The organism is Micromonospora sp. DT233, from assembly GCF_049841815.1.
In the GTDB taxonomy this organism is placed as follows: Bacteria; Actinomycetota; Actinomycetes; order Mycobacteriales; family Micromonosporaceae; genus Micromonospora.
In genome coordinates, this window is sequence record NZ_JBNCLB010000004.1 from 98,639 (window position 1) to 124,674 (window position 26,036).

Annotated in this window: 24 protein-coding genes; 10 read left to right on the plus strand and 14 right to left on the minus strand. The window is 73.8% G+C overall.

The features are described 5' to 3' along the window. Positions 1-32: 32 nt before the first annotated feature. Positions 33-1,049: a cytochrome c oxidase assembly protein gene (locus ACLQ2V_RS11630; protein ID WP_425718438.1), complete on the minus strand. Its 1,017-nt coding sequence runs from the start codon at positions 1,047-1,049 to the stop codon at positions 33-35. A 108-nt stretch (positions 1,050-1,157) separates the two neighbouring features. Between ACLQ2V_RS11630 and ACLQ2V_RS11635 the strand changes: the two genes are divergently transcribed. The 5 genes from ACLQ2V_RS11635 (at position 1,158) to ACLQ2V_RS11655 (ending at position 6,373) form a co-directional block, all read left to right on the plus strand. Next, a complete protein-coding gene (locus tag ACLQ2V_RS11635; protein ID WP_425718439.1) occupies positions 1,158-1,757 on the plus strand; it encodes a cytochrome c oxidase subunit 3 in 600 nt (199 codons plus the stop codon). A gap of 72 nt (positions 1,758-1,829) precedes the next feature. Further along, a complete protein-coding gene (locus tag ACLQ2V_RS11640) occupies positions 1,830-2,666 on the plus strand; it encodes a cytochrome c (RefSeq protein WP_425718440.1) in 837 nt (278 codons plus the stop codon). 67 nt (positions 2,667-2,733) lie between these two features. Continuing rightward, the gene (locus tag ACLQ2V_RS11645; RefSeq protein WP_425718441.1) at positions 2,734-3,825 is read left to right on the plus strand and encodes a ubiquinol-cytochrome c reductase iron-sulfur subunit; all 1,092 of its coding nucleotides are present in this window, start codon (positions 2,734-2,736) and stop codon (positions 3,823-3,825) included. Further along, a complete protein-coding gene (locus ACLQ2V_RS11650; protein ID WP_425718442.1) occupies positions 3,822-5,447 on the plus strand; it encodes a cytochrome b in 1,626 nt (541 codons plus the stop codon). The genes ACLQ2V_RS11645 and ACLQ2V_RS11650 overlap by 4 nt, the downstream gene beginning before the upstream one ends. A 245-nt stretch (positions 5,448-5,692) precedes the next feature. Next, positions 5,693-6,373 carry a DUF4142 domain-containing protein gene (locus ACLQ2V_RS11655; RefSeq protein ID WP_425718443.1) on the plus strand — a complete coding sequence of 227 codons (681 nt, stop codon included), beginning with the start codon at positions 5,693-5,695 and terminating at the stop codon, positions 6,371-6,373. A gap of 90 nt (positions 6,374-6,463) precedes the next feature. On the opposite strand, the gene ACLQ2V_RS11660 is transcribed toward ACLQ2V_RS11655, so the two are convergent. The 5 genes from ACLQ2V_RS11660 to ACLQ2V_RS11680 form a co-directional block, all read right to left on the minus strand. Continuing rightward, positions 6,464-6,751 carry an Lrp/AsnC family transcriptional regulator gene (locus tag ACLQ2V_RS11660; RefSeq protein ID WP_425718444.1) on the minus strand — a complete coding sequence of 96 codons (288 nt, stop codon included), beginning with the start codon at positions 6,749-6,751 and terminating at the stop codon, positions 6,464-6,466. A 177-nt stretch (positions 6,752-6,928) separates the two neighbouring features. Beyond that, positions 6,929-7,912: a nucleotidyltransferase family protein gene (locus ACLQ2V_RS11665; RefSeq protein ID WP_425718445.1), complete on the minus strand. Its 984-nt coding sequence runs from the start codon at positions 7,910-7,912 to the stop codon at positions 6,929-6,931. Then, entirely contained in the window at positions 7,909-8,436 is a 528-nt protein-coding gene (locus ACLQ2V_RS11670; protein ID WP_425718446.1) for an NUDIX hydrolase, read from the minus strand. The genes ACLQ2V_RS11665 and ACLQ2V_RS11670 overlap by 4 nt, the downstream gene beginning before the upstream one ends. Before the next feature lie 53 nt (positions 8,437-8,489). Continuing rightward, complete coding sequence (locus ACLQ2V_RS11675; RefSeq protein ID WP_425718822.1) at positions 8,490-10,280, minus strand: RelA/SpoT family protein; 1,791 nt, start codon at positions 10,278-10,280, stop codon at positions 8,490-8,492. A gap of 128 nt (positions 10,281-10,408) precedes the next feature. Continuing rightward, a complete protein-coding gene (locus ACLQ2V_RS11680; protein WP_425718447.1) occupies positions 10,409-12,166 on the minus strand; it encodes a DEDD exonuclease domain-containing protein in 1,758 nt (585 codons plus the stop codon). Positions 12,167-12,293: 127 nt separating this feature from the next. On the opposite strand from ACLQ2V_RS11680, the gene ACLQ2V_RS11685 reads away from it, so the two are divergent. The 3 genes from ACLQ2V_RS11685 to ACLQ2V_RS11695 all read left to right on the plus strand — a co-directional run bounded on the left by ACLQ2V_RS11685 (position 12,294) and on the right by ACLQ2V_RS11695 (position 14,869). Next, the gene (locus ACLQ2V_RS11685; protein ID WP_425718448.1) at positions 12,294-13,856 is read left to right on the plus strand and encodes an NYN domain-containing protein; all 1,563 of its coding nucleotides are present in this window, start codon (positions 12,294-12,296) and stop codon (positions 13,854-13,856) included. 244 nt (positions 13,857-14,100) lie between these two features. Then, positions 14,101-14,304 carry a hypothetical protein gene (locus tag ACLQ2V_RS11690; protein ID WP_425718449.1) on the plus strand — a complete coding sequence of 68 codons (204 nt, stop codon included), beginning with the start codon at positions 14,101-14,103 and terminating at the stop codon, positions 14,302-14,304. Positions 14,305-14,359: 55 nt separating this feature from the next. Further along, positions 14,360-14,869, plus strand: coding sequence for a pyridoxamine 5'-phosphate oxidase family protein (locus ACLQ2V_RS11695; RefSeq protein WP_425718450.1), 510 nt, complete (start codon positions 14,360-14,362; stop codon positions 14,867-14,869). A 73-nt stretch (positions 14,870-14,942) separates the two neighbouring features. Here ACLQ2V_RS11695 and ACLQ2V_RS11700 read toward each other — a convergent pair whose 3' ends face one another. The 4 genes from ACLQ2V_RS11700 to ACLQ2V_RS11715 are packed head-to-tail and all read right to left on the minus strand — an operon-like array spanning position 14,943 to position 18,139. Next, on the minus strand, positions 14,943-15,740 hold the full coding sequence (locus ACLQ2V_RS11700; RefSeq protein ID WP_425718451.1) for an ABC transporter permease: 798 nt from the start codon (positions 15,738-15,740) through the stop codon (positions 14,943-14,945). After that, on the minus strand, positions 15,737-16,681 hold the full coding sequence (locus ACLQ2V_RS11705) for an ATP-binding cassette domain-containing protein (protein ID WP_425718452.1): 945 nt from the start codon (positions 16,679-16,681) through the stop codon (positions 15,737-15,739). Before ACLQ2V_RS11705 ends, ACLQ2V_RS11700 begins: the two co-directional genes overlap by 4 nt. A gap of 31 nt (positions 16,682-16,712) precedes the next feature. Next, on the minus strand, positions 16,713-17,639 hold the full coding sequence (locus tag ACLQ2V_RS11710) for a DUF4097 family beta strand repeat-containing protein (protein WP_425718453.1): 927 nt from the start codon (positions 17,637-17,639) through the stop codon (positions 16,713-16,715). Next, positions 17,636-18,139: a hypothetical protein gene (locus ACLQ2V_RS11715; RefSeq protein ID WP_425718454.1), complete on the minus strand. Its 504-nt coding sequence runs from the start codon at positions 18,137-18,139 to the stop codon at positions 17,636-17,638. Before ACLQ2V_RS11715 ends, ACLQ2V_RS11710 begins: the two co-directional genes overlap by 4 nt. A gap of 234 nt (positions 18,140-18,373) precedes the next feature. On the opposite strand from ACLQ2V_RS11715, the gene ACLQ2V_RS11720 reads away from it, so the two are divergent. Together ACLQ2V_RS11720 and ACLQ2V_RS11725 are read left to right on the plus strand one after the other, a co-directional pair. Then, entirely contained in the window at positions 18,374-19,633 is a 1,260-nt protein-coding gene (locus ACLQ2V_RS11720) for a M48 family metalloprotease (RefSeq protein ID WP_425718455.1), read from the plus strand. Beyond that, positions 19,630-20,757 carry a glycosyltransferase family 4 protein gene (locus tag ACLQ2V_RS11725; protein ID WP_425718456.1) on the plus strand — a complete coding sequence of 376 codons (1,128 nt, stop codon included), beginning with the start codon at positions 19,630-19,632 and terminating at the stop codon, positions 20,755-20,757. The genes ACLQ2V_RS11720 and ACLQ2V_RS11725 overlap by 4 nt, the downstream gene beginning before the upstream one ends. 35 nt (positions 20,758-20,792) lie before the next feature. Here ACLQ2V_RS11725 and ACLQ2V_RS11730 read toward each other — a convergent pair whose 3' ends face one another. From ACLQ2V_RS11730 to ACLQ2V_RS11745, 4 genes are all read right to left on the minus strand, one after another. Next, a complete protein-coding gene (locus tag ACLQ2V_RS11730) occupies positions 20,793-22,460 on the minus strand; it encodes a putative bifunctional diguanylate cyclase/phosphodiesterase (RefSeq protein WP_425718823.1) in 1,668 nt (555 codons plus the stop codon). 79 nt (positions 22,461-22,539) lie between these two features. After that, positions 22,540-23,352 (minus strand): SAM-dependent methyltransferase, encoded by an 813-nt coding sequence (locus ACLQ2V_RS11735; RefSeq protein ID WP_425718457.1) that lies wholly within the window; start codon positions 23,350-23,352, stop codon positions 22,540-22,542. A gap of 301 nt (positions 23,353-23,653) precedes the next feature. Beyond that, the gene (locus ACLQ2V_RS11740; RefSeq protein WP_088972416.1) at positions 23,654-24,322 is read right to left on the minus strand and encodes a response regulator transcription factor; all 669 of its coding nucleotides are present in this window, start codon (positions 24,320-24,322) and stop codon (positions 23,654-23,656) included. A gap of 7 nt (positions 24,323-24,329) precedes the next feature. Further along, complete coding sequence (locus ACLQ2V_RS11745) at positions 24,330-26,024, minus strand: GAF domain-containing sensor histidine kinase (RefSeq protein ID WP_425718458.1); 1,695 nt, start codon at positions 26,022-26,024, stop codon at positions 24,330-24,332. Positions 26,025-26,036 lie beyond the last annotated feature (12 nt).

The window sequence follows — 26,036 nt, forward strand, 5'->3', positions numbered from 1 at the left end:
CCCGGCCCGGTCGGCGTACTCGAAAGTGTTGGTCAGGGGGTTGTCTCGGCGACCTCGGCGGCGCGTTCGCGGGCCTCCTGGCGGTCCAGCTCGCGATCGAGCCGGCGGGCCTCCCGCGCCGACTGGCGCATCCACTGCACGACCAGGACCGCGAGCATCGTCACACTGACGAACTCGCCGCCGGCCCAGAGCACACCGCCGGCGACCACCTGGTCGTCCCAGGGGTCCGACCAGGTCAGGCCGAGCGACGGGTACCAGTCGCCCCCGAAGAGGGTGGTGCTCTGCATGATGGTGAGCCCGAGCACGGTGTGGAACGGCACCGAGAGCAGCATGAGCAGCGCCCGCGCCGGGTACGGCCAGCGGCCGGGCAGCGGGTCGAGCCCGAGCAGCGGCCAGAAGAACACGCAGCCGGTCATGATGAAGTGCGCGTGCACCAGCTCGTGCGCCCAGACGTGCTCGAGGGTGAAGCGGTACAGGTCGGTGAAGTAGAGCACGAACGGGTTCGCCACGAAGATGGCGAACGCCACCAGCGGGAAGCTGTAGATCCGGACGATCCGGCTGTGCACGACCGCCAGCAGGCGCTTGCGCGGCCGCAGCGGCAGGGTGCGCAGCGCCAGGGTGACCGGGGCGCCGAGGGCCAGGAAGATCGGCGCGATCATCGACAGCACCATGTGCTGGATCATGTGCACCGACAGCAGCGCCGTGTCGTAGGCGTGCAGGCCGCTGACCGTGACCGCGGCGATGCCGCCGAGGCCGGGGCCCAGGAAGAAGACGGTACGGGAGATCGGCCACCGGTCGCCGCGCAACCGCAGCCGGTACACCCCGTAGAGGTAGAGGCCGGCGGCGAGCACCAGCCCCAGCGCCAGCCAGCTGTCCAGCTGGGTCTCGGTGAAGACCCGGGAGACGGTGAAGGGCGGCGGCACCGGCTCCGAGCCGGCCGCGAGGACCGACGGTGCGGTGGCCGCGAGGACCGGCGGTGCGGTGGCCGCGAGGACCGGCGGCGCGGTGGCCGCCGAGGACGCGGCTAAGATCGAATCGGCGTGCAGCACGCTTTTCAGGCTAGGCCAGGCGAACCGGACTGACACGTTCGGGCCACGGACGCCACGGGTTTCACCCCCCGCTGATCGCCGGCCGTGGTCAGGGGCAATAATGACCGCGTGACTGCGGCCCCAGCCATTGACAAGAGCCGGATCCACTCTCTGACGCGTCCGAACATGGTCAGCGTCGGGACGATCGTGTGGCTCTCCAGCGAACTCATGTTCTTCGCGGCGCTCTTCGCGATGTATTTCTCGATCCGTGCGGCAGCGCCGGAGCAGTGGGAGATGCACACCGAGCACCTCAACATCCCGTACGCGACGACCTTCACGCTGATCCTGGTGGCGTCCTCGGTGACGTGCCAGCTCGGCGTCTTCGCGGCGGAGAAGGGGGACGTCCACGCCCTGCGGCGGTGGTTCACGCTCACCTTCGTGATGGGTCTGATCTTCGTGCTCGGGCAGTTGAACGAGTACGTGACCCTGGTGCACGAGGGCGTGAAGATCAACGCAGACGGGTACGGGTCGATGTTCTACCTGACCACCGGCTTCCACGGTCTGCACGTGACCGGCGGTCTGATCGCCTTCATCATCTTCATGGTCCGCACGACCATGGGCCGGTTCACCCCGGCCCAGGCCACGTCGGCGATCGTGGTCTCGTACTACTGGCACTTCGTCGACGTCGTGTGGATCGGCCTCTACGCCATGATCTACTGGCTCCAGTGATCTTGGCGCGTCACGAGCCGCGCCGCTGCCCCGTCCCCTGAGACAAGGTCCCACCGGTTAAGGACACAGGTCATGACTTCTGACAACGACCGCCGACGCGGTCTGCTCGCGCGGCTGCGCGGCGAGCGGTCCGCAGCGCGCAGCAGGGGCCGCCGCCGGCTGGGCGCCGCGGTCCGGCTGATCGCCGCGCTGACGCTGGCCGGCGGCGCCTACACCGTCTTCGCCCCCGGAGTGCAGGCGCAGGAAAACCCGCCGCTCACCGGCGCCGCCGCCGAGGGCAAGGCGCTGTTCGACGTGAGTTGCGTGACCTGCCACGGTCGCAACGCCCAGGGCATCGAGGGCCGTGGCCCGAGCCTGGTCGGGGTGGGCGCGGCCTCGGTCGAGTTCCAGGTCGACACCGGCCGCATGCCGATGGCCCGGCAGGAGGCCCAGGCCATGCGCAAGCCGCCGGTCTTCAGCGACGAGCAGGTCCGGCAGCTCGGCCAGTACGTCCAGGAGCTCGGCGGTGGCCCGGAGGTCCCCGAGGGCGACCTCCGCGAGGGCGCCAACCTGGCGACCGGCGGGGAGCTGTTCCGGATCAACTGCTCGCAGTGCCACGCCTTCGGCGGCGGCGGCGGGGCCCTCTCCTCCGGCAAGTACGCGCCGAGCCTGCGCCCCGCCACCGACCGGCAGATCTACGCGGCCATGCTCAGCGGCCCGCAGAACATGCCCGTCTTCGGCGACAACCAGATCACCCCGGAGCAGAAGGCGGACATCATCGCCTACATCCAGGAGGGTCTGAAGGGCGACCAGGACCAGGGCGGCTTCAACCTCGGTCGGTACGGGCCGTCCACCGAGGGCCTGGCGATCTTCCTGGTCGGCATCGTCGCGCTCGTCTTCGCCAGCCTGTGGATTGCGGGTAAGTCGTGACCGAGCGGATCCTTCGATTCAGCGCTGTGGTGCCGCAGTCCGGCACCGCCCGTAGCGAGGTGACGGCATGAGCACGCAGACCGGGCACCAGCCCCCGCACGATCGGGAGCCGCTCGACGTCAACGACCCCCGGCTCAGCCGGTTCGAGATCGTCCAGGAGGGTGCGCGCCGGGACGACATCGAGATCGTCCACTACGAGGAGCAGGTCGCCCCGGGCAGCCGGGCCGAGCGCCGGCTGACCCGTACGATCGCCGGGTTCTTCCTGCTGACCGGGCTGGCCGCGACCGCCTTCCTGGTCATCTACATCTGGTGGCCGTGGAAGTACGAGATGGGCTCCGGCGGGGACAAGCTCTACACCCCGCTGCTCGGCCTCACCCTCGGCGTGGCGCTGCTGGCGGTCGGCTTCGGCATCCTGACCTGGGGCAAGAAGTTGCTGCCCAAGGAGGTCTCGATCCAGGACCGGCACGAGAACGACCCGAACGCGCCGGAGAGCCGCAAGATCACCGGCGCGACCATGCTGCACATGGCCGACGAGCTGGGCGTGAAGCGCCGGCCGCTGCTGGGCATCTCGCTGCTGGCCGGCCTCGCGCCGGTCGGCGCGGTCGCCGCCGCGCCGCTGGTCGGCGGGCTGATCTCCCAGCCGCACAAGAACAACCAGATGTTCACCACGGGCTTCGCCCAGGCCGACGGCGGGCAGCGCATCCGGCTGGTCCGCGAGGACGGCCGGCCGATCCGCCCGGCGGACATCAGCTCCGGCGGTCAGCTGACCGTCTTCCCCGGCATCGAGCACGGGGTGAGCAACCGGCACGCCGACTCGCCGACGCTGCTGATCCACCTGCGGGAGTCCGACGCCAAGGAGTCCCGCGAGGCCAACCAGCGGGTCGGCCACGCGAACTACATGTGGGGCAACTTCGCGGCGTTCTCCAAGATCTGCACGCACGCGGGCTGCCCGGCGAGCCTGTACGAACAGCAGACCAACCGTCTGCTCTGCCCGTGCCACCAGTCGCAGTTCCTGATCACCGACAACGCGCGGCCGATCTTCGGCCCGGCGAGCCGCCGGCTGCCGCAGTTGCCGATCGAGGTCGACGACGAGGGCTTCTTCGTGGCGCGGTCGGACTACACCGAGACCGTTGGGCCTGACTTCTGGGAGCGGCCGTGAAGCGTCGTAAGTTGGACATGGCCTCCGCGCCGGGCAAGGCCGCGGTGGGGGTGGACGAGCGGCTTCAGGTCTCCACCCCGCTGCGCAAGCTGCTGAACAAGGTCTTCCCCGACCACTGGTCGTTCCTGCTCGGCGAGATCGCGCTCTTCTCGTTCGTCGTGCTGCTGCTGACCGGTGTCTTCCTGACCTTCTTCTACGAGCCGGCGATGACCGAGGTCATCTACAACGGCAGCTACGCCCCGCTGCGGGGCACGCCGATGTCGGCCGCCTACGCCTCCAGCCTGGACATCTCGTTCGACGTCCGCGGCGGCCTGATCATGCGGCAGATGCACCACTGGTCGGCGCTGCTCTTCATGGCCGCGATCGTCGTGCACATGCTGCGGGTCTTCTTCACCGGCGCGTTCCGCAAGCCGCGCGAGACCAACTGGGTCATCGGCTCGCTGCTGTTCTGGGTCGGCTTCCTGGCCGGCTTCACCGGCTACTCGCTGCCGGACGACGGCCTCTCCGGCACCGGTCTGCGGATCGCCTCCGCCATCATGTTGTCGATCCCGGTGATCGGCTCCTGGGTCACCTCGTCGATCTTCGGCGGGGAGTTCCCGGGCGATATCATCATCAGCCGGTTCTTCATCGCCCACGTGCTGCTCGTGCCGGGCCTGCTGGTGGCGCTGATCAGCGCCCACCTGGGCCTGGTCTTCAAGCAGAAGCACACCCAGTGGCCGGGCCCCGGCCGGACCAACAGCAACGTGGTCGGCGAGCGGATGTTCCCGCGGTACGCGCTGAAGCAGGGCGGCTTCTTCATGGTCGTCTTCGGCGTGATCGCCCTGATGGGTGGCCTGTTCCAGATCAACCCGATCTGGTACTTCGGCCCGTACGAGGCGTGGGTCGTCTCGGCGGCCAGCCAGCCCGACTGGTACGTCATGTTCCTCGACGGCTCCACCCGACTGATGCCCGCGTGGGAGATCAACATTCCGCTCGGCGACGGGTACGTCATCCCGCCGCTGTTCTGGCCCACGGTCGTGCTGCCGGGCATCCTGGTCGGCCTCTCCACGCTCTACCCGTTCGTGGAGGCCCGCCGGCTCAAGGACACCCGCACCCACAACCTGCTCCAGCGTCCCCGCGACGCGCCGGAGCGGACCGCGATCGGCGCGATGGCGGTGGCGTTCTTCATCGTGCTGACCCTGTCGGGTGCCAACGACGTGATCGCGGACAAGTTCCAGATCAGCCTGAACGCGATGACCTGGGCGGGCCGGATCGGTCTGCTCGTCGTCCCGCCGATCGCGTACTACGTGACGTACCGCCTCTGCCTGGGCCTGCAGCAGCACGACCGGGAGGTGCTGGCGCACGGCGTGGAGACCGGCATCATCCGGCGGCTGCCGGACGGTCGCTTCGAGGAGATCCACCAGCCGCTCACCCAGGGCGACCACGACGGCCACGGCGAGCTGGAGTACGTCGGCTGGGTGGTGCCCAAGAAGATGAACCGGCTCGGTGCCCTCGGCCCGGCCATCCGGGGCTTCTTCTACCCGATTGAGAAGCCGGCCGAGGCGCCGGTCTCGCCGGGGCACCCGCCGGTCGAGGCCCGACCGGAGCGGGAGGAGATCGGCAGCGGGGACTCCCGCCGCTGACCCACCGGAAACACCTGGAACACCCGTACGTGGCGCCCGCCGGATTCGCTCCGGTGGGCGCCACGTCCGTTTCCCCCTCCGGACGGCCCGTCGTCCCGGACGCCTCCGGAAGGCCCCGCCGTTCCGGGCGACCCCGCCGTCTTGCCCCGGCAGGCATGGCCTCCGACGCGGCCGGGCCGCCGGTTCGCAGGGTTAATCCGGCTCAGCCGGGTATCCGAGCGGTCCAACGACAAAGGGGGGGAACGATGTTGGGTCTCAAACGCCTCGGGCTGCTCGCCGCCCTGGTGGTGGCAGGGCTGATGCCCGCTGCGGCGGCGCAGGCCGCGGCACAGCCGTCGACGCAGGACAGCCAGTACCTGCAGGCGGTGCACCAGGTGAACCTCACGGAGGTCGAGCTGGGGAACCTGGCGCAGGACAAGGGCCAGAACCAGCAGGTCAAGGACTTGGGCGCGCAGCTGGCCACGGACCATGAGCAGCTGGACCAGACGGTGCAGAGCACCGCGCAACAGCTCAACGTGACGTTGCCGGACGCGCCGAGCACCGACCAGCAGGCGGTGATCGACAGGCTGACCAACCTCAGCGGCGCCGAGTTCGACAAGGCGTGGGTGACCGCCGAGCTGGCCGGCCACGTCCAGGCCATCCAGGCCACCCAGACCGAGATCTCGCAGGGCACCGAGCAGTCGGTGGTCCAGCTGGCCCAGAACGCCCTGCCGGTGCTCCAGGCGCACTACGACGCGCTGGTGGCCCTGGCGCAGACCCTGGGCGTCCCGGTCCCGCAGACCAGCGCCAGCGGCACGCCCGCCCCGGGCGGCACCGCCACGACGCCGGCTCCGGGTGGCACCACCGAGTCGCCGGCCCCGGGTGGCACCGGCACCGAGGCACCGACCCCGGAGAACACCGAGACGCCGGTCCCCAGCCTGAGCTGACCGGCAGCACCGCAGCAGGCAGCCAGTCCGTCACCCGACGGGCTGGCTGCCTGCGTGCCTACCGCACACGAAGTCGATCAAGGGGCCGATTCAGTCGGCGCTGGAGAGGCCGATCGCGAAGGCCTCTTCGAGATCGTGCCGGGAGTACGCGCGGAAGGCGATGTGCGACTCCGTGTTCAGCACGCCCGGCACCTTGGAGATGCTGCCGGCGATGACCTGGGCGATCTCGTCGAAGACCCGGACCCGGACGACGGCGATCAGGTCGACGTGCCCCGCCACTGAGTAGACCTCGCTGACCCCGGGCAGGTTGGCCAGGTTCTCGGCCACCTCCGGGATCGAGTCGGTGGCGCAGTCGATCAGTACGATCGCGGTGATCACTGGTCCCGCCCTTCGTCCGTGCTCTTCCTCGCGACGCCCGGTTGGCGTCGTTGACCATGCTAGAGGCCCGCCCCGGCGGGGGCGGCGCGGTAGCCGGTACCGGCCGGCGATCCGGCGAGCCCGCGCGGGCCACCCTGCGGCCGGGCCACCCTGCCGCCGGGCCACCCTGCCGTCAGCTCAGGCTCCCGCCGGCACCGTCAGCCGGGCGCCGGCCCGGACCGTGTCGACCAGGTGCTCCCCGGCGGCCACCTCGGCACCGGGCCAGACCACCGACCGGGTCACCTCGCCCCGAACGGTCGCGCCCGCGCCCACCACCGCCTCCCGGCACCGCCCGGTGACCGTCGCGCTCGGGTCGACCAGGTTGCCGCCGCCCGCGGCGTGCAGGTTGGCGGCGAGGTAGTCGGCGGGGGTGCCGGTGTCGTAGAAGGTGCCCCGATACGGCACCACGGTCAGCGCCCCGGCCGCCTCCGCGGGTCGCCACACCGCCCGGACCAGGTCACTCGGTTCGACCGGCAGGTCCCGCACCAGCCGCCAGGGCAGCAGCGAGAAGCCGGTGAAGTGGTGCCCGTCGAAGGTGCCGACGGCGGCGGGGTCGCCGGCGGGCTGGCCGAGCAGGCGTACGGTCTGCCCGTCCCAGCCGGCCAGCAGCGCGGCGATGTCCGGGCCGGGCGCGGCGGCGGGGTCCGCCAGGTAGGCGTCGGCGTTGCCGACGAGCACGCCCCGGCCGGCGATCCAGTCCCGCAGGTTGGCCACGCCGCCGGCGGTGCCGAGCGGGTCGCCGGGCTCGACCGACAGGTGGGCCCGGCCGCCGACGTGCGCGACGACCTGCTCGCCGAGGTAGCAGGCGTTCACCGCGACCCGCTCCGGGCCGGCGAAGCCGAGGCCGGCGAGCCGGGCCAGCGCCCGGTCGAGCAGCGGGACGTTGCCGACCGGGCAGAGCGCCTTGGGCACCTGCGCGGTGAGCGGGCGCAGCCGGGTCCCCTCGCCGGCGGCGAGGACCACCGCGCAGACCTCCGGCCCCCGCCGGGCCCCGGACGATCCCGCGCCGCCGCCGGCCGGCAGTTCCGCGCCGCCGCCGGCCGGCAGTTCCGCGCCGCCGGCCGAGCCGACGCCGGTGGGCGACCCCGCGCCGGTGGGCGAGCCGCCCACGGGGGTGGTCATGCCGTCGGACGGGGCGGCACCTCGCCGACCCGGGGCCCGATGCCGTAGTAGCCGAGCAGGTTCGCCGTCGCCCGGCTCAGCCGGGGCAGGTCGTCCAGCGGGTGCCAGGCGGCCTCGAAGACCTCCGCGCCGTCGACCTTCAGCTCGGTGGTCGACGCCGGCACCTCCGCCTCGAAGACCACGTCCACCCAGCCCTTGGCGTGTACGACCGCGTTCGGCGTCGCCGGGCGGAGCTGGTCCGGGGGGAGGCGCACCCCGGACTCCTCGAAGAGTTCGCGCGCCGCGCCGACGCGCGGGTCCTCGCCGCGTTTGAGCAGCCCGGCCGGGAGCGTCCAGCTGTGCCCCGGGGGCTGGCGCAGCAGCAGCAGGCGGCCGGGGTCGTCGGCGTCGCGGACCAGGGTGACCGCCCCGACGATGTACTTCGGGGTGGCGAGGCGGACCAGCCGTCGTCGCATCGACACGGGCAGCCGGTAGAAGGCCTGATAGGCGAAGGCCCGTCCGGTGGCGCGGGAGCGGGGGATCATGGGTTCAGGCTAGTTGCCGGCGCGCTCCGGGCCGGCCACCGGGGGCGAACCCGTCACTGCCGCTGGTCGACCAGGTCGATGAGCTGGCGGACCACCGTGTCCGGCTCGTGGACCCGGTCGAAGACCGCCACCAGCAGGGTCTCCAGGTCGGGGTAGCCGAGCTCCTCCGACAGTCGCAGCAGCGGCAGGTCGTTGGCGAGCCCCCGGTCGTGCTTGCGCAGCGCCAGCCCGATGGTGGCCCGGCCGAGGCGGACCTTGTCGGTGATGGAGATGCCCGGCTCGGTGTGCTCGGCGAACCAGCGGCTGATCTGCATCTGGGCGTGCGGGGACTTCACGAACCCGAGCCACTCCCGGCGGGGGCCGCGCGGGGCGACGTCGGCCTCCAGGCCGGTCTCGGCGGCCGACTCGGTGAAGATCTCCACCACGTCGCCCTCCTCCAGCTCGGAGGCCAGCGGGGCGAGCCGGCCGTTGATCCGGGCCGCCAGGCAGTGGTCGCCCCGGTGGGGGCCCAGCTCGTAGGCGACGTCGACGGGGGTGGCCCCGGCGGGGAGGACGATCTGCCGCCCCTCGGCCAGCACCTGGATCTGGGCCTCGGCCAGGTCGCAGCGCAGCGAGTGCAGGAACTGCGCCGGGTCGGGGGCCTCCTGCTCCCAGTCGAGCACCCGGCGCAGCCAGTCGAGCTGCTGGGCGCGGGCGGCGGCGGCCCCGGCGGCGCGGGGGAAGCGGAAGTCGGCGGCGATGCCGTACTCGGCGGAGCGGTGCATCTCCTCGGTGCGGATCAGCACCTCGACCGTGCGGTCCTTCGGGCCGCAGACGGTCGTGTGCAGGGAGCGGTACAGGTTGTTCTTGGGGGAGGCGATGAAGTCCTTGAACCGGCCGGGGACCGGCCGCCAAAGGCCGTGCACCGCGCCGAGCGCCGCGTAACAGTCGGTGGCCGGGCCGTCCACCACGATGACGATCCGGGGCAGGTCGAACGGCGCGGTGTGGCCGCCCGCGACGGTGTCCTTCCAGATCGAGTAGAGGTGCCGGGGGCGGGGGGAGACCTCGGCGTCGACCCGGCTGCGCCGCAGCGCCACCTTCGACTTGGCCACCACCTCCTCGAGGTACGCGTCCCAGCCGGGGCGGTCGTGCACGTGCCGGGCGAGCCGGGCGTGCTCCTCGGGCTGCAGGTGCAGCAGCACCGCGTCGTCGAGGTCCCGCTTGAGGGTCTGGATGCCCAGCCGGTCGCAGAGCGGGACCAGCACCTCCAGCGTCTTGCGCGCGATGCGTTCCCGCGACGCCGCCGAGCGGACCCCGAGGGTACGCATGTTGTGCAGCCGGTCGGCCAGCTTGATGATCAGGACCCGGACGTCCTTGCCGGCCGCAATGATCATCTTTCGGGTGGTCTCGGCCTCGGCGGCCTTGCCGTAGAACGCCTTGTCGAACTTCGTCACCCCGTCGACCAGGTGGGCGACCTCCCGGCCGAAGTCCCCGGCCAGGGCCTGCAGGGTGTAGCTGGTGTCCTCCACCGTGTCGTGCAGCAGCGCGGCGACCAGGGTGGTGGCGTCCATCCCCAGCTCGGCGCAGATCTGGGCGACGGCCAGCGGGTGGGTGATGTAGGGCTCGCCGCTCTTGCGGTACTGGCCGCGGTGCATGTTCTCCGCGATCGCGTACGCCCGGCGCAGCACCGACGGCTCGGTGCCGGGATGAATCGCCCGGTGGGTGCGCACCAGCTCGGTGACCGGGTCGGACTCGGTGCTCGGCCAGCTCAGCAACGACCGTAACCGGCGGGCCAGGGGCAGATCGCCCGGCTGGGTCGGTAGCGCGCCCCCCAGGGCGGCGCCGTGTCCGGCGTCGACGTCCACGAGGGACACCTCCTCACCCCGCCCCGCGGTCGCCGGGGCACGGCAACCGGGAGCAGGCCCACGAAACGGGCAGTACTGCACTTCCTTAACAGCCTAAGCGAGTCTTGGTCGGCCGATCGGCTACTTGGTCATGAGCGTTCGGTCGAGAGTTGATGGGACGAAGCGCCCTCGGCCTTGCTGAGCAGGTCACGGAAGCGACCCGCGCCGGCCGCCGGGGAGGACCAGCCGGACGACATCTCCACCAGCCGGGTCTCGGGTCGTTCCAACCACGACAGGATCCGCTCCGACTCCTCGGCCGACGCCCGGGGCACCGGGCCGTGTCCCGGCGGGACCGTCTCGGCGGTCGCCCGGATCATCGCCAGCGTCGGTCGCGGGTGGACCCCCGGCGGGGAGACCCCCGCACCGGCCAGCCGGCCGTGTCGGACCAGGGCCAGCTCCCAGCCGCCCCGGGCCGCCGGGCGGGCGGCGGCCAGCTCGGCGATCCCGGCCAGGGCGGCCAGCCGCTGCATCCGTACGGTCGCCCGCAGCAGCGCGACGAGCCGGGACCGCACCACGGCCGCCTCCTCGTACCGTTGGCCGGCCGACAGCGCCTCGATGCGGGCCAGCAGCGCCTCCACCACCGGCCCGGGGTCACCGCCGGTCGCGGTGCGGAACGGGGCGACCGCGCGGTCGTCGTACTCCTCGGGGGTGATGCGGTGCTCGCAGGGCGCCGGGCAGCGACCCAGCTCGGCCAGCGCGCACGCCGGGGTGATCGTGCGCAGCGACAGCCGGTGGGTGCACTGGCGCAGCGGGACGGCGTCGTGGAAGCCGGCGGCGGCCAGCTCGGCGGCCCGCCGGGACCCGAACGGCCCCAGGTAGGCCGCGTCGTCGGGGGCCAGGGAGCGCACCACCGAGAGCCGAGGGTACGGCCCGTCGGTGAGCTTGAGCCAGACCATCCGCTCGGGAAACTTCGACCGCCGGTTGTACGGCGGCGCGTGCGCGGCGATCAGCCGCAGCTCGCGCACCTCCGCCTCCAGCGAGTGGGCACACTCGATCGCCTCCACCCGCTCGGCGGCGGCGAGCATCTCCGACATCCGGGCCCGCTTCTCGGCGGCGGTGAAGTAGCTGCGCACCCGGGTGGCGATGTCGCCGGAGGTGCCGACGTAGAGCGGCCGGTCGTCGGCGGCCCGGAAGAGGTAGACCCCGGGGACCTTGGGCAGCCCGTCGGCCAGGTGCCGCTTGCGCCGCTGCGTCGGGGTGACCGCCCGGACGAAGTCGATCGCCTCGCCGACGGTGTCGACCCGGTGCCCGCCCAGCCTCGCGATCAGCCCGTGCAGCACGTCGACGGTGGCCTTGGCGTCGTCGAGCGCCCGGTGGGTGGGTCGGACGGCGGTGCGGAAGTAGGCCGCCAGGGTGCCGAGCTTGCGGTTGGGCACCTCGTCGCGGGTCAGCACCCGCCGGGCCAGGGCCGCGGTGTCCAGCACCCGGGGATTGGGCCAGCGGTAGCCGTGCCGCGCGCAGGCCGCCTTCAGGAAACCCACGTCGTAGGGGGCGTTGTGGGCGACCAGCACCGCGTCGCCGACGAACTCCAGGAAGCTCGGCAGCACCTGCTCGATCGGCGGGGCGGGGAGCAGCATGGCCTGGGTGATCCCGGTCAGCACGGTGATGAACGGTGGGATCGGCACGCCGGGGTTGACCAGGGTGGCCAGCACCCCCAGCTCCTCGCCGCCGCGCACCTTGACCGCGCCGATCTCGGTGATCCCGCCGCCGTCCGGCGTGCCGCCGGTGGTCTCCAGGTCGACCACCACGAAGGTGGCCGCGTGCAGGGGCAGGGCCGGGTCCACCCCGTCACCGGCGGCCTGGGCCAGGCCGGCCAGGGACTGCTGGACGTACTCCGTTCGGGCCACCCGGGGGACGCTAGTCCGTTGGTGCGACACTCCCGCAGCTGCGGTCCCCGGCGACGCCATGGGTCTAGGATGAGAGATCGGCTCACTCACCGGGCGGTGGGCCCGTTCGCGGTGGGAGACTTGCCACATGCCCCTCACCGAGTCGCACGACGACAACCTCCACGGGGAGGTGTCGACCGGCGCCGCGCGCCAGACCGGTGAGGCGGGCCCCGAGGCCGATGCGGCGGCGGACGTCGACCCGGCCAACGTGAATCCAACGAACGTCGACCCGGCGAACGTGGACCCGGCGGCGGACGTCGACCAGCCCGAGGCCACGGAGCCGGAGGTCACGGGGCCGGAGATCACGGGGCCGGAGGTTGCAGAGCCGGAGGCCACGGAGTCCGAGGCGGAGCCGCCGCTGCCCGAGCCGGTGCGCCAGCGGATCGTCGCGCTCACCGCCGCCGTCCTGCCCGTGCTGCCCGGCGAGGAGGTGCCGGTGCCGCTGCGCCGGGTGGCGAAGTTCGCCCCGAACCGGCGGGCCCGGCTCGGCGCCCCGGCGATCGCCGCCCAGCTCGCCGTCGACCCGTTGTTCCGCCAGCGGATCACCGCCCGGGTGCTGGCCGACGCCGGTGACCTCGGCTCCGCCGTGCTCGCCGGCACCGCTCCGGCCGTGGCCGACCCGGTGGAGGTGGCCGCCCTGGCGTACCTCGCCCGCCCCCGTGGCTGGCGCGGGCTGGTCGCGGCCAGCGGCGCGGCGGTGCGCGCCGAGGCGGACAAGGCCGTCGTCGAGGAGTTGGTCCGCGAGGCCGAGCAGCGGGTCAGCCGGGCCGAGCACGACCGGACCGTGGCCCGGGTGGAGGCCGACAAGCTCCGCGACGAGCTGGCTCGGGTCCGCGAGGAGCTCGGCCAGCTCCGCGAGGAGAGCCGCCAGCTCGCCCGGGCGCTGCGGGAGTCCCAGACGCGGGAGCGCAAGGCCGGCGAGCTGCTGGCCACCGAGCGCGGCCGGGCCACCCGCGCGACGGCCGACGCCGACGCCGAGCTGCGCCGCGTCCGGGCCCGGCTGGCCGAGGCCGAGGCGGCGGCCGGGGTGGCCAAGGCCAGCGCCAAGGAGGCCCGCTCGGTCGACGACGCGAAGCTCTGGCTGCTGTTGGAGACCATCGGGCAGGCCGCCGTCGGGCTGCGCCGTGAGCTGGCGCTCGACCCGACCGACCGGTTGCCCGCCGACTTCGTCGCCGACGCCTTCGCCGACCAGCCGACGGTCACCCCGGCCGGCGCGGCCACCCGGGCCCGGGACACCGACGACCCGGCCCGCCTCGACCAGCTCCTGGCGCTGCCCAAGGCGCACCTGGTGGTGGACGGCTACAACGTCACCAAGCGCGGCTTCGGCGAGATGTCGCTGGAGCAGCAGCGCAAGCGATTGATCACCGGACTGGGCGGGATCGCGGCCCAGACCGGGGACGAGGTCACCGTGGTCTTCGACGGTGCGGAGCGGATGCACGGGCTGCCGCCCGCCCCGCGCGGCGTACGGGTGCTCTTCTCCCGCAAGGGCGAGACCGCCGACGAGCTGATCCGGCGGCTGGTCCGGGCCGAGCCGTCCGGCCGCCCGGTGGTCGTGGTCTCCTCCGACCGGGAGGTCGCCGACGGGGTGCGCCGGCACGGGGCGTACCCGCTGGGTGCCGACTCGCTGCTGCGCCGGCTGGCCCGCTCCTGATCCGGGGCGCTTGATCGCTTCTGGGGCGGAGCGCGCCCGCTTGTCCGATTCTGTCGTACCCCTGCCGTAGCTTCGGGATGACCGACGGTGGCCGGGCGTCGCCGACGGCGGCTCGGCGACGGGTGGTCCGGCGACGGGTGGTCCGGCGACGGGTGGTCCGGCGACGGGTGGTCCGTGGCCGTGCCGGTCGCCGCCGCCGCGCCGCGCCCCGCCCGACCGCCGACGCAGCGGCTCAGGAGGAACGATGCTGATCGACTGTGACAGGTGCGGTATCCGGGGCGCGGGCTGCCCCGGCTGCCCGGTGACCGTGCTGCTCGACGCCGGCACCCCCGCCGGCGCGCTCGGCGTCGCCGAGCAGCGGGCGATCGAGGTCTTCGCCCGCGCCGGCCTCGACGTGGAGGTGCTGGAGGTGACCTCCGCCGGGTCGCGTTCCGACCGGGCGGCCTGAGGCCGCTGTCGCTCGTGCCCGGCCGATAGGATGCCGCGATGATCGAGGACGCTGCATGCCGTTGACGAACCCGTGGCTGACCGGGCCCACGCCGGAGAAGCGGCTCGATCGTGAACGGCTCGAGGAGCGCATTCTCCAGCTGCTGTCGTCGCAGAACATGTGCGTGCTGGCGACCACCGGTCAGGACGGGCCGCTGGCGACCCCGGTGCGGTACTACCCGCTGGGCTTCGCGGTGCTCTTCACCGCCGCGCCGCGGTCGCCGAAGATGCGCAACATCGCCGCCGATCCGCGCGTCTCCGTCGGCATCTTCGCGCCGCTGGTCGGGCTGGCCAGCAGCCGTGGGGCTCAACTCTTCGGGACCGCCAGGGTGCTCGACCCGCAGCATCCGGATCGCGCGCACTACTGGTCGGCGTTCCGGTGGGAGAACGAGCACGCCGAGCGGGGGCGGCCCCTCTCCGAGCCGCCCGAGGACACCCTCGTGGTCATCGAGGCGGAGCGGATCGTCTACACCGAGCACTGGCTGCGACGTGAGGGTTTCGCGCCACGGCAGTTCTGGCGTCGCTGAACCCACCGCCGTCCCGTTGACCAAGGGGTCGACGCGTCCCTGATCAACGGGCCGGGGCTGGGCGGACAGGCCGCTACCGGGCGGCGTCGCGGTTGTAGAGCCGCTTGGCCCAGAGGTAGCCGAACAGGGCGACGGCGGCGCACCAGGCCGTGGCGACCAGGGCGCTGGTGCCGACGGGCCCGCCGGTGAGCAGCCCGCGCAGCGCCTCGGTCACGGGCGTGAAGGGCTGGTACTCGGCGAACTGCCGCAGCCCCACCGGCAGCGAGTCGGTCGGGACGAACCCGCTGCCGAGGAACGGCAGCAGCGTCAGCGGCATGGGCAGGTTGCTGGCAGTCTCGACGCTCTTGCTCTGCAGACCGAGGGCGACCGAGAGCCAGGTGAGGGCGAAGGCGAGCATCATCAGCACGCCGAGGGCGGCCAGCCAGGCCAGCGGCCCGGTGTCGGGCCGGAAGCCGATCGCCAGCGCGACGCCGCCGACGACGACGAGGCACACCATCGTCTGGATCAGGCTGCCGAGGACGTGCCCGGTCAGCACCGAGGCGCGGGTGATGGCCATGGTCCGGAACCGGGCGATGATGCCCTCGGTCATGTCGGTGGCGACCGAGATCGCCGTCCCGGTGGCCGCGCCGGCCACCGCCATCAGCAGGATCCCGGGCACCACGTAGTCGAGGTAGGCGGCCCGGCCGCCGGCACCGCCGGCACCGCCGAGGCCGTTGCCCAGGGTGTCGCCGAAGACGTAGGTGAACAGCAGCAGGAACACCACCGGCATCCCGGTGAGCATCACGGTCAGGGACGGGTAGCGCCAGAGGTGTCGCAGTTGGCGGCGCAGCATGGTGGCCGAGTCGCTGACGGCGTACGAGAGAGTGCTCATCCCAGGGTGACCTTCTCTGTGGTGGGGCGGCCGGTGAGGGCCAGGAAGACGTCGTCGAGGTCGGGCAGGTGCAGCGACAGCGACTCGACCTCGGTCGCCGGGCCGTCGAGCCGCGCCAGCAGGGCGCGCAGCGCCCCGACGCTGCCGTCGCTGGGGACCCGCAGGGTCAGCGGGTCGTCGCCCGCCGGGACGTCGAGGAGCCCGGCGGCGGCCCGCAGGCCGGTCGGGTCGGCGAACCGCAGCCGCACGTGCCCGCCGGGAATCAGGCGCTTGAGCTCGTCGGGGGTGCCCTGGGCGACCAGCCGGCCGTGGTCGAGCACGGCGATCCGGTCGGCGAGCTGGTCGGCCTCCTCCAGGTACTGGGTGGTGAGGAAGACGGTGACGCCGTCGGCGACGAGACCCCGCACGATCTCCCAGACGGCCCGCCGGCTGCGCGGGTCGAGGCCGGTGGTCGGCTCGTCGAGGAAGAGCACCTGCGGGGTGCCGACCAGGCCCATCGCCAGGTCGAGGCGGCGGCGGGTGCCGCCGGAGTACGTCGCGGCGATCTTGCCGGCCACCTCCGTCAGGTCGAACCGCTCCAGCAGCTCGGCGACGCGGCTGCGGCCCCGGCGTCGGCCCAGCCGGTGCAGGTCGGCCATCAGCCGCAGGTTCTCCTCGCCGGTGAGCAAACCGTCGACGGCGGCGAACTGCCCGGTGACGCCGATCGCGGCCCGGACCGCGTCGGGCTCCCCGGCGACGTCGTGCCCGGCGACCCGGGCCCGACCCGCGTCGGCGCGCAGCGACGTGGTCAGGATCCGGACGGTGACGGTCTTGCCGGCCCCGTTGGGGCCGAGCAGCGCGAATATCGTCCCCTCGGGGACGGCCAGGTCGATGCCGTCGAGCACCACGTGCTCGCCGAAGGACCGGCACAGGCCGGTGGCCTCGATCGCGGGTGGGGTCATGGGTCTCTCCTCGGGTCGGTCGGCGCTCGGGTCAGCTGCGCCGGATGCGGATGTCGCCGAAGGAGCTGCGGGCGCGCACCTCGACGCTGCGCTCGTGCTCCTCCGGGGCGGCGGACTGCTCCAGCAGGTGGTGCACGGTGCCGAACTGGGTGTGCAGGTCCAGCCAGGCGGCGGTGTCGCCGTCGATGCCGACCTCGATCTCGCCGAGCGAGGTCTTGGCCGACACCGGGCCGGCGACGACCCCGTCGACCCGGATGCTGCCGTTGGCGGTGGTGGTGTTGACGCCTGCCCGTGCCCGGTCGACGGCGATGTCGCCGTTGGCGGCCTTCACCCGGATGTCACCGGTGACCGAGCCGATCCAGCTGTCCCCGTTGGAGTTGCTGATCTCGGCCGGGCCGGTGATCTCGGCGATCCGGATCCGGCCGGTGGCGGTGCTGACGTCGGCCCGGCCGTCGACGTGGGTCACCTCCACCGAGCCGGCCGCGGTGTTCAGGTCGAGCCGGCCGGTGTCCTCGGCGTGGAAGTCGCCGGTGCCGCTCTTCCACCGGCACTCGCCGAGCCGGCCCGTGCCCTTGAAGCCGCCGACCGAGGCGCTGCCCTGCACCCGGGAGCCGGCCGGCAGCTCGACGGTGACGTCGACCGAGCCGGTGCGGCCGAAGAGGCCCAGCTTCTTCTGGCGCGGCGTGCGGATCAGCAGGCGGCCGTCGGCGTACTCGATGCGGGTCTGCTCGGCGGCCCGCACGTCGGCCTCGGCGTCGGCGTCGGTGGGGCGCACCTGCACGACGGTGCGGTCGCGCTCGTCGGCGGTGATCCGGACCTGGCCCACCAGCACCTCGATGGTGGCCTGGATGGGGTCGGGGGTGTCGAAGGTGGGCATGGCGCGGGCCTCCTGGTGGTCGGGTCGGTGGGCGTTGCTGCTGGACGGTCGCCCGGCGCGGGCGCGGTGCCCGCCGCTCACCGCACCCAGCCGGTGTAGCGCTGGGCGCCGCGCGGGGCGCGGCCGGCGACGCGGGGCGCGGCGGGGGCCTGCACCGCCGCGGTGGCGGCCCGGATCAGCCAGGCGTTGACCGAGAGCCCCTCCCGGGCGGCCGCGTCCTCGATCCGGCTCTTGAGCTGGTCGGGCAGGCGGAAGCTGATCCGGGTCAGCGCGCCCTCCTCGGCGTCGGGCGAGCCGAGCGCGGGCTCGGTCACGGCGGGCTCCGGCGGCGGCTCGGCCTGCGGTGGCGTCACGACGAAGGTGGGCTCCCGCCCGTGCAGGCGCAGCTGCACCGAGCCCGGCGCGAGATCCCGGGTGATCTCGTCCGCTGCCGCCGACAACGCCTCCAGCAGGGCCAACCGGACGGCGGACTCCATCGGGCCGGTCAGCCGCTGGGCCAGGGCGCGGGCCTCCTCGCCGCCGAGCTCGGCGGCGTCCGCCAGTTCGCTGCGGAGGTTCTCGACATACGTGGTCAGGTCCATGACGCCATCATGGCATCACTGTGACGTCATGGCAAGGAGTTGTGGCAAAGGGTGGCGTCAACTTGGCACAGCATGACGCCGGACCCGATCCCGGCCGGGCCCGGGAGGCACGGTCGGACGCCGGGCCGGGAGCCGCCGCAGCGGCAAATAGGATGAGCACCCACGGCGGGAGGAGCGGCGGATGATGCGGGTACGGCGCGGCAACGGCGGCCCCACGCCCGGCGGGGTGCCGAGGTGACCCCGCGTGGCTGGGCGCTGCTGACCCTGGCCGGCCTGCTGGCCGCGCTGGTCGTCGCCGCCGCGCTGCTGGTGCCGTGGCACCGGCCGCCGGCCCCCCGCGCCGACCAGCTCGCCGCGCTGCGGGACCTCCCCGCCGAGCAGGTCGCCCGCAGCCGGGAGTTCCGCGCCGCGCTGCGCCCCGGCGGCTGGGCCGGCCTCGCCCTGGGGCTGCTGGTGGCCCTCGTGCTCGGCCTCACCCCGCTGGGCGCGCGCCTGGTCGAGCTGGCGGGCCGCCCGTTCGGTGACCACTGGGCCGCCCGGGCGGCGCTCGGCGGGCTGGCCGTGCTGCTCGTCGCCGACCTGCTCACCCTGCCCGTCGCCGCCTGGCGGCAGACGATCCTCACCCGCTACGGGCTGAGCACCCAGGGCTGGGCCGGCTGGGCCGTCGACCTGCTCAAGTCGTACGCGGTCAGCGCGGTGATCGGCGCGGTCGTGCTGCTCGGCTTCTACGCCGTGACCCGGCTCGCCCCGCGCTGGTGGTGGGCGCTCGGCGCGGCCGGCGCGGCCGGGCTGGTGGTGCTGCTGTCGTTCGTGCTGCCGGTGTTGGTGGAGCCGGTGTTCAACCGGTTCACCCCGATGGAGCAGGGCCCGCTGCGCACCGAGCTGATGGCCATGGCGGCCCGCGACGGGGTGCCGGTGCGCGACGTGCTGGTCGCCGACGCGTCCCGGCGCACCCGGGCGGTCAACGCGTACGTCTCCGGGCTCGGGCCGACCCGCCGGGTCGTCGTCTACGACACCCTGCTGCGCGAGGCCACCCCCGACGAGGTGACCAGCGTCGTCGCCCACGAGCTCGGCCACGCCCGGGACCGGGACGTGGCGACCGGCACGCTGACCGGGGCGCTGGGCGCGGCGGCGGCCGTGGTCGCGCTCTACCTGCTCGGTTCCGCCGGCCCGCTGCTGCGCCTGGCCGGCGTCGAGGACATCGCCGAGCCCCGCGCGTTCCCTTTGCTGATCGCCCTGGTCACGGCGGTGGGGCTGGTGACCGCCCCGGCCCAGGCGCTGGTGTCGCGCCGGGTCGAGGCCCGCGCCGACGCGCACGCGCTGGCCCTCACCGGCGACCCGGCCACCTTCGAGGCGATGCAGCGCCGCCTGGCCGGGGTGAACCTGGCCGACCCCGACCCGCCCCGCTGGGAGTACCTCTACTCGGCGTCGCACCCGTCCACCGTCGAGCGGATGGCCGCCGCCCGCGCCTACGCCAGGGAGGCCGGCAGATGAGCCGGACGCTGCTGATCACCAACGACTTTCCGCCCCGCCCCGGCGGCATCCAGTCCTTCGTGCACAACCTCGCCGTACGCCAACCCACCGGCTCGGTGGTGGTCTACGCCTCGAGCTGGCCCGGGGCCGAGAAGTTCGACGCCGACCAGCCGTTCGAGGTGGTCCGGGAACGCACCAAGGTGCTGCTGCCCACGCCGCTGATCGCCCGCCGGGCGGCCCGGCTGGCCCGCGAGCGCGACTGCGACACCGTCTGGTTCGGCGCGGCGGCCCCGCTCGGGCTGCTGGCCGCCGGGCTGCGCCGCCGCGCCGGCATCCGCCGGGTGGTGGCCCTGACCCACGGGCACGAGGTGGGTTGGGCGGCGCTGCCCGCCGCCCGCGCCGCGCTGCGCCGCATCGGCCGGGGCGCGGACGTCGTCACCTACCTGGGCGAGTACACCCGGGTCCGGCTGGAGCGGGCCCTGCACGGGGTGACCGACCTGCGCCGGCTGGCCCCCGGCGTGGACGTCGAGACGTACCACCCGTCGGTCGACGGCGCGCCGGTGCGGGCCCGGCTGGGGCTGGCCGACCGGCCGGTGGTGGTCTGCGTCTCCCGGCTGGTGCCGCGCAAGGGCCAGGACATGCTGATCCGCGCCCTGCCGGAGATCCGCCGCCGGGTGCCGGACGCGGCGCTGCTGGTCGTCGGCGGCGGGCCGTACCGGGCCACCCTGGAGAAGCTGGCCCGGCAGGTCGGCGTGGCGTCCGACGTGGTCTTCACCGGCTCGGTGCCGGCGGCGCAGCTGCCCGCCCACTACGCGGCCGGCGACGTCTACGCGATGCCCTGCCGCACCCGCAACCGAGGGCTGGACGTGGAGGGGCTCGGCATCGTCTACCTGGAGGCCTCCGCGACCGGCCTGCCGGTGGTCGCGGGCGACTCCGGGGGCGCCCCGGACGCCGTCCGCGAGGGCGAGACGGGGTACGTGGTGCCCGGCCGCGACGTCGCCGTACTCGCCGACCGGGTGGCCACCCTGCTGGCCGACCGGGAGTTGGCCCGACGCCTCGGCGCGGCGGGCCGGGCCTGGGTGGAACGGGAGTGGCGCTGGGAGACCCAGGCCGCCCGGCTGGCCACCCTGCTGGCCGGCGACTGACCGCCCGGTCAGCTCGGTGGTGGCTGACCGCCGGGTCAGGTCACGGGGTTCCAGGAGACGGGCGGCGGGCCGGGCCGGCCGAAGTGCCAACCCTGGGCGGCGTCGCAGCCGATGGCGCGCAGCCGGTCGGCCTGCTCGGGGGTCTCCACCCCCTCGGCGGTGACGGTCAGGTTCAGCGCGTGCGCGAGGGAGACCAGCGACGCGAGGATCCGCTCGTCGGTGTCGCTGGCCGGGTCGCCCGCCGGGGCGCGTAACCCGGCCACGAACTCCCCGGCCATCTTCAGCTCGGTCACCGGCAGGTCCCGCAGGTACGTCAGGTTGCAGTAGCCGGTGCCGAAGTCGTCGATGGCGATTCGCACGCCCAGCTCGGTCAGCACCCGCAGGGCCCGTACCGGCTCCTCGTCGGCGCTCATCATGGTGCTCTCGGTGACCTCCAGCTGGAGCCGCCCGGGCGGCAGGCCGGTGCGCTCCAGCACGGCCTGCACCTGGCGGACCAGGCCGGGCTGGCGCACCTGCCGGACCGCCAGGTTGACGCTGACGAACGGCGCGTCGGCCCCGTCCGCCGACCAGGTCGCCGCCTCCCGGCACGCCTCGGCGAGCACCCAGCCGCCGAGCGGGACGATCAGCCCGGTCTCCTCGGCCAGCCCGATGAACGCGTCCGGGCGCAGCTCGCCGAGCTCCGGGTGCCGCCAGCGCACCAGCGCCTCGACGCCGAGCACCGTGCCGTCGCGCAGCGAGGTCAGCGGCTGGTAGTCCAGGTAGAACTCGCCCCGCTCGATGGCCGCCGGGATCGCCGCGGAGAGGGCGTACCGGGCCAGCTCCTTGCGGTTGCGCTCGACGTCGAAGAGCGACCAGCGGCTGCCCCCGGCGGCCTTGGCCCAGTGCAGCGCGGCGTCGGCGGCCCGCATCAGCTCGGCGGGGCTGGTGCCGGCGACCGGGCGTTCGACGATGCCGACGCTCGCCGTCACGGTCAGCTCGTGCCCGTCGATCAGGCACGGCTCGCCCAACACGGCGAGCGCCGCCTCGGCGACCTTCGCCACCTCGTCGGTGCCGGCGGTCCGCTCGACCAGCACGACGAACTCGTCGCCGCCGAGGCGGGCGACCAGGTGCTCGCCGAGCGCCCGGCGCAGCCGGTCGGCGACCGAGATGAGCAGCTGGTCGCCGACGTGGTGACCCAGGGAGTCGTTGACCACCCGGAAGCGGTCCAGGTCGAGGGAGCACACCCCGACCCGGCCGGCGCCGCGCCCCGGGGTGTCGATCGCGTCGGCGAGCCGCGCGGTGAACAGCGTGCGGTTGGGCAGGCCGGTCAGCGGGTCGTGGGTGGCCTGGTGCAGGAACCGGGCCTCGCTGTCGCGCAGCGCCCGCTCGGCCTCCACCCGGGCCGCCGTCACGGCCCGGCGGATGGACTCCTGCTCGTCGAGGGTGCGGTCGCGCAGCGCCCGGGCGTACCCGGTGGCCACCCCGGCCAGCAGGCGGGCCAGCCGTTCCTCGACGTCCTCGCCGGTCAGCCCGAGGTCGCGAAGCAGGCGGAGCTGGGCGACCTCGACGGTGCGGCCCAGCCCCTCGGCGGCGGTGATGTGGGCCGCGACCAGCTCGACGCCGACCTGGTGGCCGACCCGAAGCTCGAACGGCTCCGCCACCAGCGCCTCGGCCAGCCGATCGGTGAAACGTTGCAGCAGCGCCTCCAGCTGGGCCTGGGTCATCGGCAGGTAGCTGGTGCCGGAGACCGCCTTCGCCCAGGCGCGGGCGAAGGCGCCCGGCGCCGGTGGGCCCTCGGGCCGCCTACCCACCGAGCCGCCCCACTCCGCCTAGGAAGGCCGACTTCTCGGCGCCCTCCGCGTTCTCCGGTGTCTCGGGGCGCCACTGCGGCACCCAGACCAACCCGGGGTCGACCAGGTCGAAGCCGTCGAAGAGGGAGGTCAACTGGGCCCGGCTGCGGATGATCAGCGGGTTGTCGGTGCGGTGGTAGACCGCCTCGGCCTCCGCGCGTTCCCCGTGGTCCTGCCGGTCGTCGTCGCTGGCCTGGGAGAGCACCAGGTAGCTGCCCGGTGCCAGGGCCGCACGCAGTGTCCGCAGGATCTCCGCCGGCCGGTCGGAGTCGGGGACGAAGTGCAGCACCGCCACGATCATCACCGCGACCGGCTGGGAGAGGTCCAGCAGCCCGGTCAGGTCGGGATGGGTCAGGATCTGCTCCGGGCGGCGCAGGTCCTCCTGGATCACGGCGGCCCGGTCGTTGCCGCTGAGGATCTCCCGGCTGTGCGCCACCGCCACCGGGTCGATGTCGACGTAGACCACCCGCGAGGCGGGGTCGATGCGCTGGGCGATCTCGTGCACGTTGCCGACCGTCGGTATCCCGGAGCCGATGTCGAGGAACTGGCGGATCCCGGCCTCGGCGAGGAAGTGCACCGCCCGGCGCAGGAAGGCCCGGTTGGCCTGGGCCATCAGGGGCGCCTCGGGCACCGCGTCCACCATTGCCCGGGCTGTGGCGCGGTCGGCGGCGAAGTTGTGCGAGCCGCCGAGGTAGTAGTCGTACATGCGGGCGACGCTGGGACGCTCGATGTCGATGGTGTCCGGTGCCCAGTCCGGCCGCTGCATGTCGTACCCCTTTTGTCGACGACGCGGGCCACGCCGCCCGCGCGGGTCATCCGGGTATTCTGCCCCGTTCGCCGCGCGGGTGACCAGACAGGGCCACCCCCTTGGCGCGAGGGCGATCCGGCGCGGGCCGCGAGGACGATCCGGCGTAGGCCGCCCCCTGGTGGGAGGGCGATCCGGAGCGGGTGAGGGCGCTGCGGAGCGCCGCCGCCCCCGCCCGGCCGGCCGGTCGGGTCCCGTGCACCGGACTCGCCGGCGGTCGCGGAAACCCGACCGGCGAGTGCCGACCGGGCGGGGGAGACGGTTAGAACTTCGGTGCGTCCGGCGCTTCGAGCAGGCCCAGCCGAAGCGCGGTCATCAGTGCCTGGGCCCGGTTGGCCGCGCCCAGCTTCTCGTAGAGCTTGGAGATGTGGGTCTTGGCCGTCGACTCGCTGACGAAGAGCTGCTTGGCGATGCCGGCCACGCTCATGCCGTCGGCGAGCAGCCGCAGCACCTGACCCTCCCGGGGGGAGAGCTGCGGGCCGGACGGCGCGAGCCGCCGCTTCATCGCCTCGGCCAGGTCGGCCGCGGTGAACGCGCTCGGTGAGCTGGCGGCGTGCCGGGCGGCGGCCACCACCTCGTCGGCCGGGGCGGTCTTCGGCACGAAGGCGCTCGCCCCCGCCTCCAGGGCGCCGAAGAGCTGGTCGTCGCCGGCGTACATGGTGAGCACGACGATTCCCATCGTCGCGCTGGACTTGCGCAGCGCGCGGGTGGCCTCCAGGCCACTGCCGTCGGGCAACCGCAGGTCCATGATCACCACGTCGGGCTGGAGCGCGCCCGCCTGTCGCACGCCCTCCGCCGCCGTGGCGGCCTCACCGACGACCTCGAACTGCCGGTCTCGCTCGAAGGCATGCCGCAGGCCCTTGCGGATCAAGTCGTGATCGTCGACAAGGAGGACCTTGGTACGGGTGGCCGGTGTAGGGCTGGTGGTCATCCTCGGGTTACTCCCCTTCTGCTGCTGCGTTGCCGCGCACCCTATCGCGCCGGGGCGACGAGCCGAGAACCACAGCGACGGTCGTGCCGCTGGGTCGCCGCGGCCTGATCTCCAACCGGCCCCGGATACGTTCCGCCCTCTCGGCCATGATCGCAAGGCCATAGTGCCCCTCCGGGCGCTCGTCACCGATCCCGTGACCGTCATCCGACACTTCGATCTGCGCGTACGGCGGATCGACCTCGCAGGTGACCCAGAGATTCGCCGCGCCGGCATGCTTGCGGGCGTTGGTGACCGCCTCCTGGGCGATGCGCAGCAACTCGGCCTCGGTCGCGGCGGGCAGCCGGGCGGTCGACTCGTCCAGCGACAGGTGCACCCGCAGCCCGCCGGAGGAGCCGACGGTGCGGGCGTACTCGGCGATCGCGGCGGCCAGCCCGCCGTGCCGGTCCACCTCGCTGCGCAGCTCGAAGAGGCTCAGCCGCAGCTCGGTGATCACCCGGGTCACCTCGCCGCGCAGGGTGCGCAGCGCCTCGGCGGTCTCGTCGGCGTCCTCGAAGACGGTGGCCAGGGCGTTGTCGATGCCGTACCCCACCATGACCAGCTCCTGGGCCACCCCGTCGTGGATCTCCCGCGCCAGGCGCTGCCGCTCCTCGTTGGTGGCCAGCGACCGTACCTCGTCGAAGAGCAGGGCGGCCTCCAGCCGCAGCGCGGCCGGCCGGGTCAACGCGGTCACCCGGGACACCACCGGCGGCGGGTACGCCTGCGCGACGTCCGCCTCCATCACCAGCATGCCGATCGTCCGGACGCCGGCGACCAGCGGAACGATCAGCGCCGAGACGTGGCCACCGGCGTGCGAGCGGGCCTGCGAGCGGCTGGCGGTCTGCGGCTGCTGGCTGGCCCAGGCGTCGGCGATCGCCGAGTCGGCGTCGAGGGTGGTCTCCCAGTCGACCCGCTCGACGCCCACCTGGGCGAGCACCACCAGCCGGCCGCCGCCGCTGGCCGAGAGCACCGCCGCCCGCTCCGCGCGGGCCACCGTGCGCAGCTCCTCCAGCAGGTGCTCGGAGATGCCACCCGGGTCGAGGGTCGCCCCGGGCAGCTGCCGGGCCACGGTGCGCAGCTGGGTCAGCAGCCGGGTCGCCTCGGCGTACGGCTGGGGTTTGCTCTCGCCGCGCACCCGCATCACCCGGTGCAGGGTGCCGGCGGTGTAGAGCCCCAGCCCGGCCAGGATCAGCCACTGGGCGCAGACCGCGAGGTAGCCGAGCTGGCCGAGCTGGCGACCGCCGTCGACCTCGGTCAGCGCGGCGCTGACCAGCAGGGCGGCGGCGGTGACGGCCAGCAGCGCCGCGCCCTCGGAGAACCGGCGGCGCAGCGCGGTCACGGTGACCGGCACGGCGAGGTACGGCAGCACCGCCGACGCGCCGAGCCCGCCGACCGCGCCGCCGAGGGTGGCGACGGCGGCGACGTGGCTCGCGGCGAGGCCGAGCACCACCACCTCGGCGAAGCGGCTGAGCGGGCCGAGCACCCGGTGCTGGGGGGCGAGCGTGGCGGGCAGCCCCGCGACGCCGAGCAGGGCGATCCACCACAGCTGGGCGGCGTCGCGGGTGGCGAAGTAGGTGAGGACGGCGACCAGCGCGAGCATGATGACGCGCGCGGCGGTGGCCAGCGACCGGGTGAGCGGCCGGACGGGTGTCGAGGAGGCGGGCACGTGACGGATCGT

Excerpts from the sequence above, each read along its gene's own strand:
- ACLQ2V_RS11690 (WP_425718449.1), top strand. The coding sequence starts at position 14,101 with ATGCTGATCGACTGTGACAGGTGCGGTATCCGGGGCGCGGGCTGCCCC.
- ACLQ2V_RS11665 (WP_425718445.1), bottom strand. The coding sequence starts at position 7,912 with ATGACCACCCCCGTGGGCGGCTCGCCCACCGGCGCGGGGTCGCCCACC.
- ACLQ2V_RS11685 (WP_425718448.1), top strand. The coding sequence starts at position 12,294 with ATGCCCCTCACCGAGTCGCACGACGACAACCTCCACGGGGAGGTGTCG.
- ACLQ2V_RS11735 (WP_425718457.1), bottom strand. The coding sequence starts at position 23,352 with ATGCAGCGGCCGGACTGGGCACCGGACACCATCGACATCGAGCGTCCC.
- ACLQ2V_RS11645 (WP_425718441.1), top strand. The coding sequence starts at position 2,734 with ATGAGCACGCAGACCGGGCACCAGCCCCCGCACGATCGGGAGCCGCTC.
- ACLQ2V_RS11670 (WP_425718446.1), bottom strand. The coding sequence starts at position 8,436 with ATGATCCCCCGCTCCCGCGCCACCGGACGGGCCTTCGCCTATCAGGCC.
- ACLQ2V_RS11640 (WP_425718440.1), top strand. The coding sequence starts at position 1,830 with ATGACTTCTGACAACGACCGCCGACGCGGTCTGCTCGCGCGGCTGCGC.
- ACLQ2V_RS11730 (WP_425718823.1), bottom strand. The coding sequence starts at position 22,460 with ATGACCCAGGCCCAGCTGGAGGCGCTGCTGCAACGTTTCACCGATCGG.
- ACLQ2V_RS11655 (WP_425718443.1), top strand. The coding sequence starts at position 5,693 with ATGTTGGGTCTCAAACGCCTCGGGCTGCTCGCCGCCCTGGTGGTGGCA.
- ACLQ2V_RS11705 (WP_425718452.1), bottom strand. The coding sequence starts at position 16,681 with ATGACCCCACCCGCGATCGAGGCCACCGGCCTGTGCCGGTCCTTCGGC.
- ACLQ2V_RS11695 (WP_425718450.1), top strand. The coding sequence starts at position 14,360 with ATGCCGTTGACGAACCCGTGGCTGACCGGGCCCACGCCGGAGAAGCGG.
- ACLQ2V_RS11700 (WP_425718451.1), bottom strand. The coding sequence starts at position 15,740 with ATGAGCACTCTCTCGTACGCCGTCAGCGACTCGGCCACCATGCTGCGC.
- ACLQ2V_RS11725 (WP_425718456.1), top strand. The coding sequence starts at position 19,630 with ATGAGCCGGACGCTGCTGATCACCAACGACTTTCCGCCCCGCCCCGGC.
- ACLQ2V_RS11740 (WP_088972416.1), bottom strand. The coding sequence starts at position 24,322 with ATGACCACCAGCCCTACACCGGCCACCCGTACCAAGGTCCTCCTTGTC.
- ACLQ2V_RS11715 (WP_425718454.1), bottom strand. The coding sequence starts at position 18,139 with ATGGACCTGACCACGTATGTCGAGAACCTCCGCAGCGAACTGGCGGAC.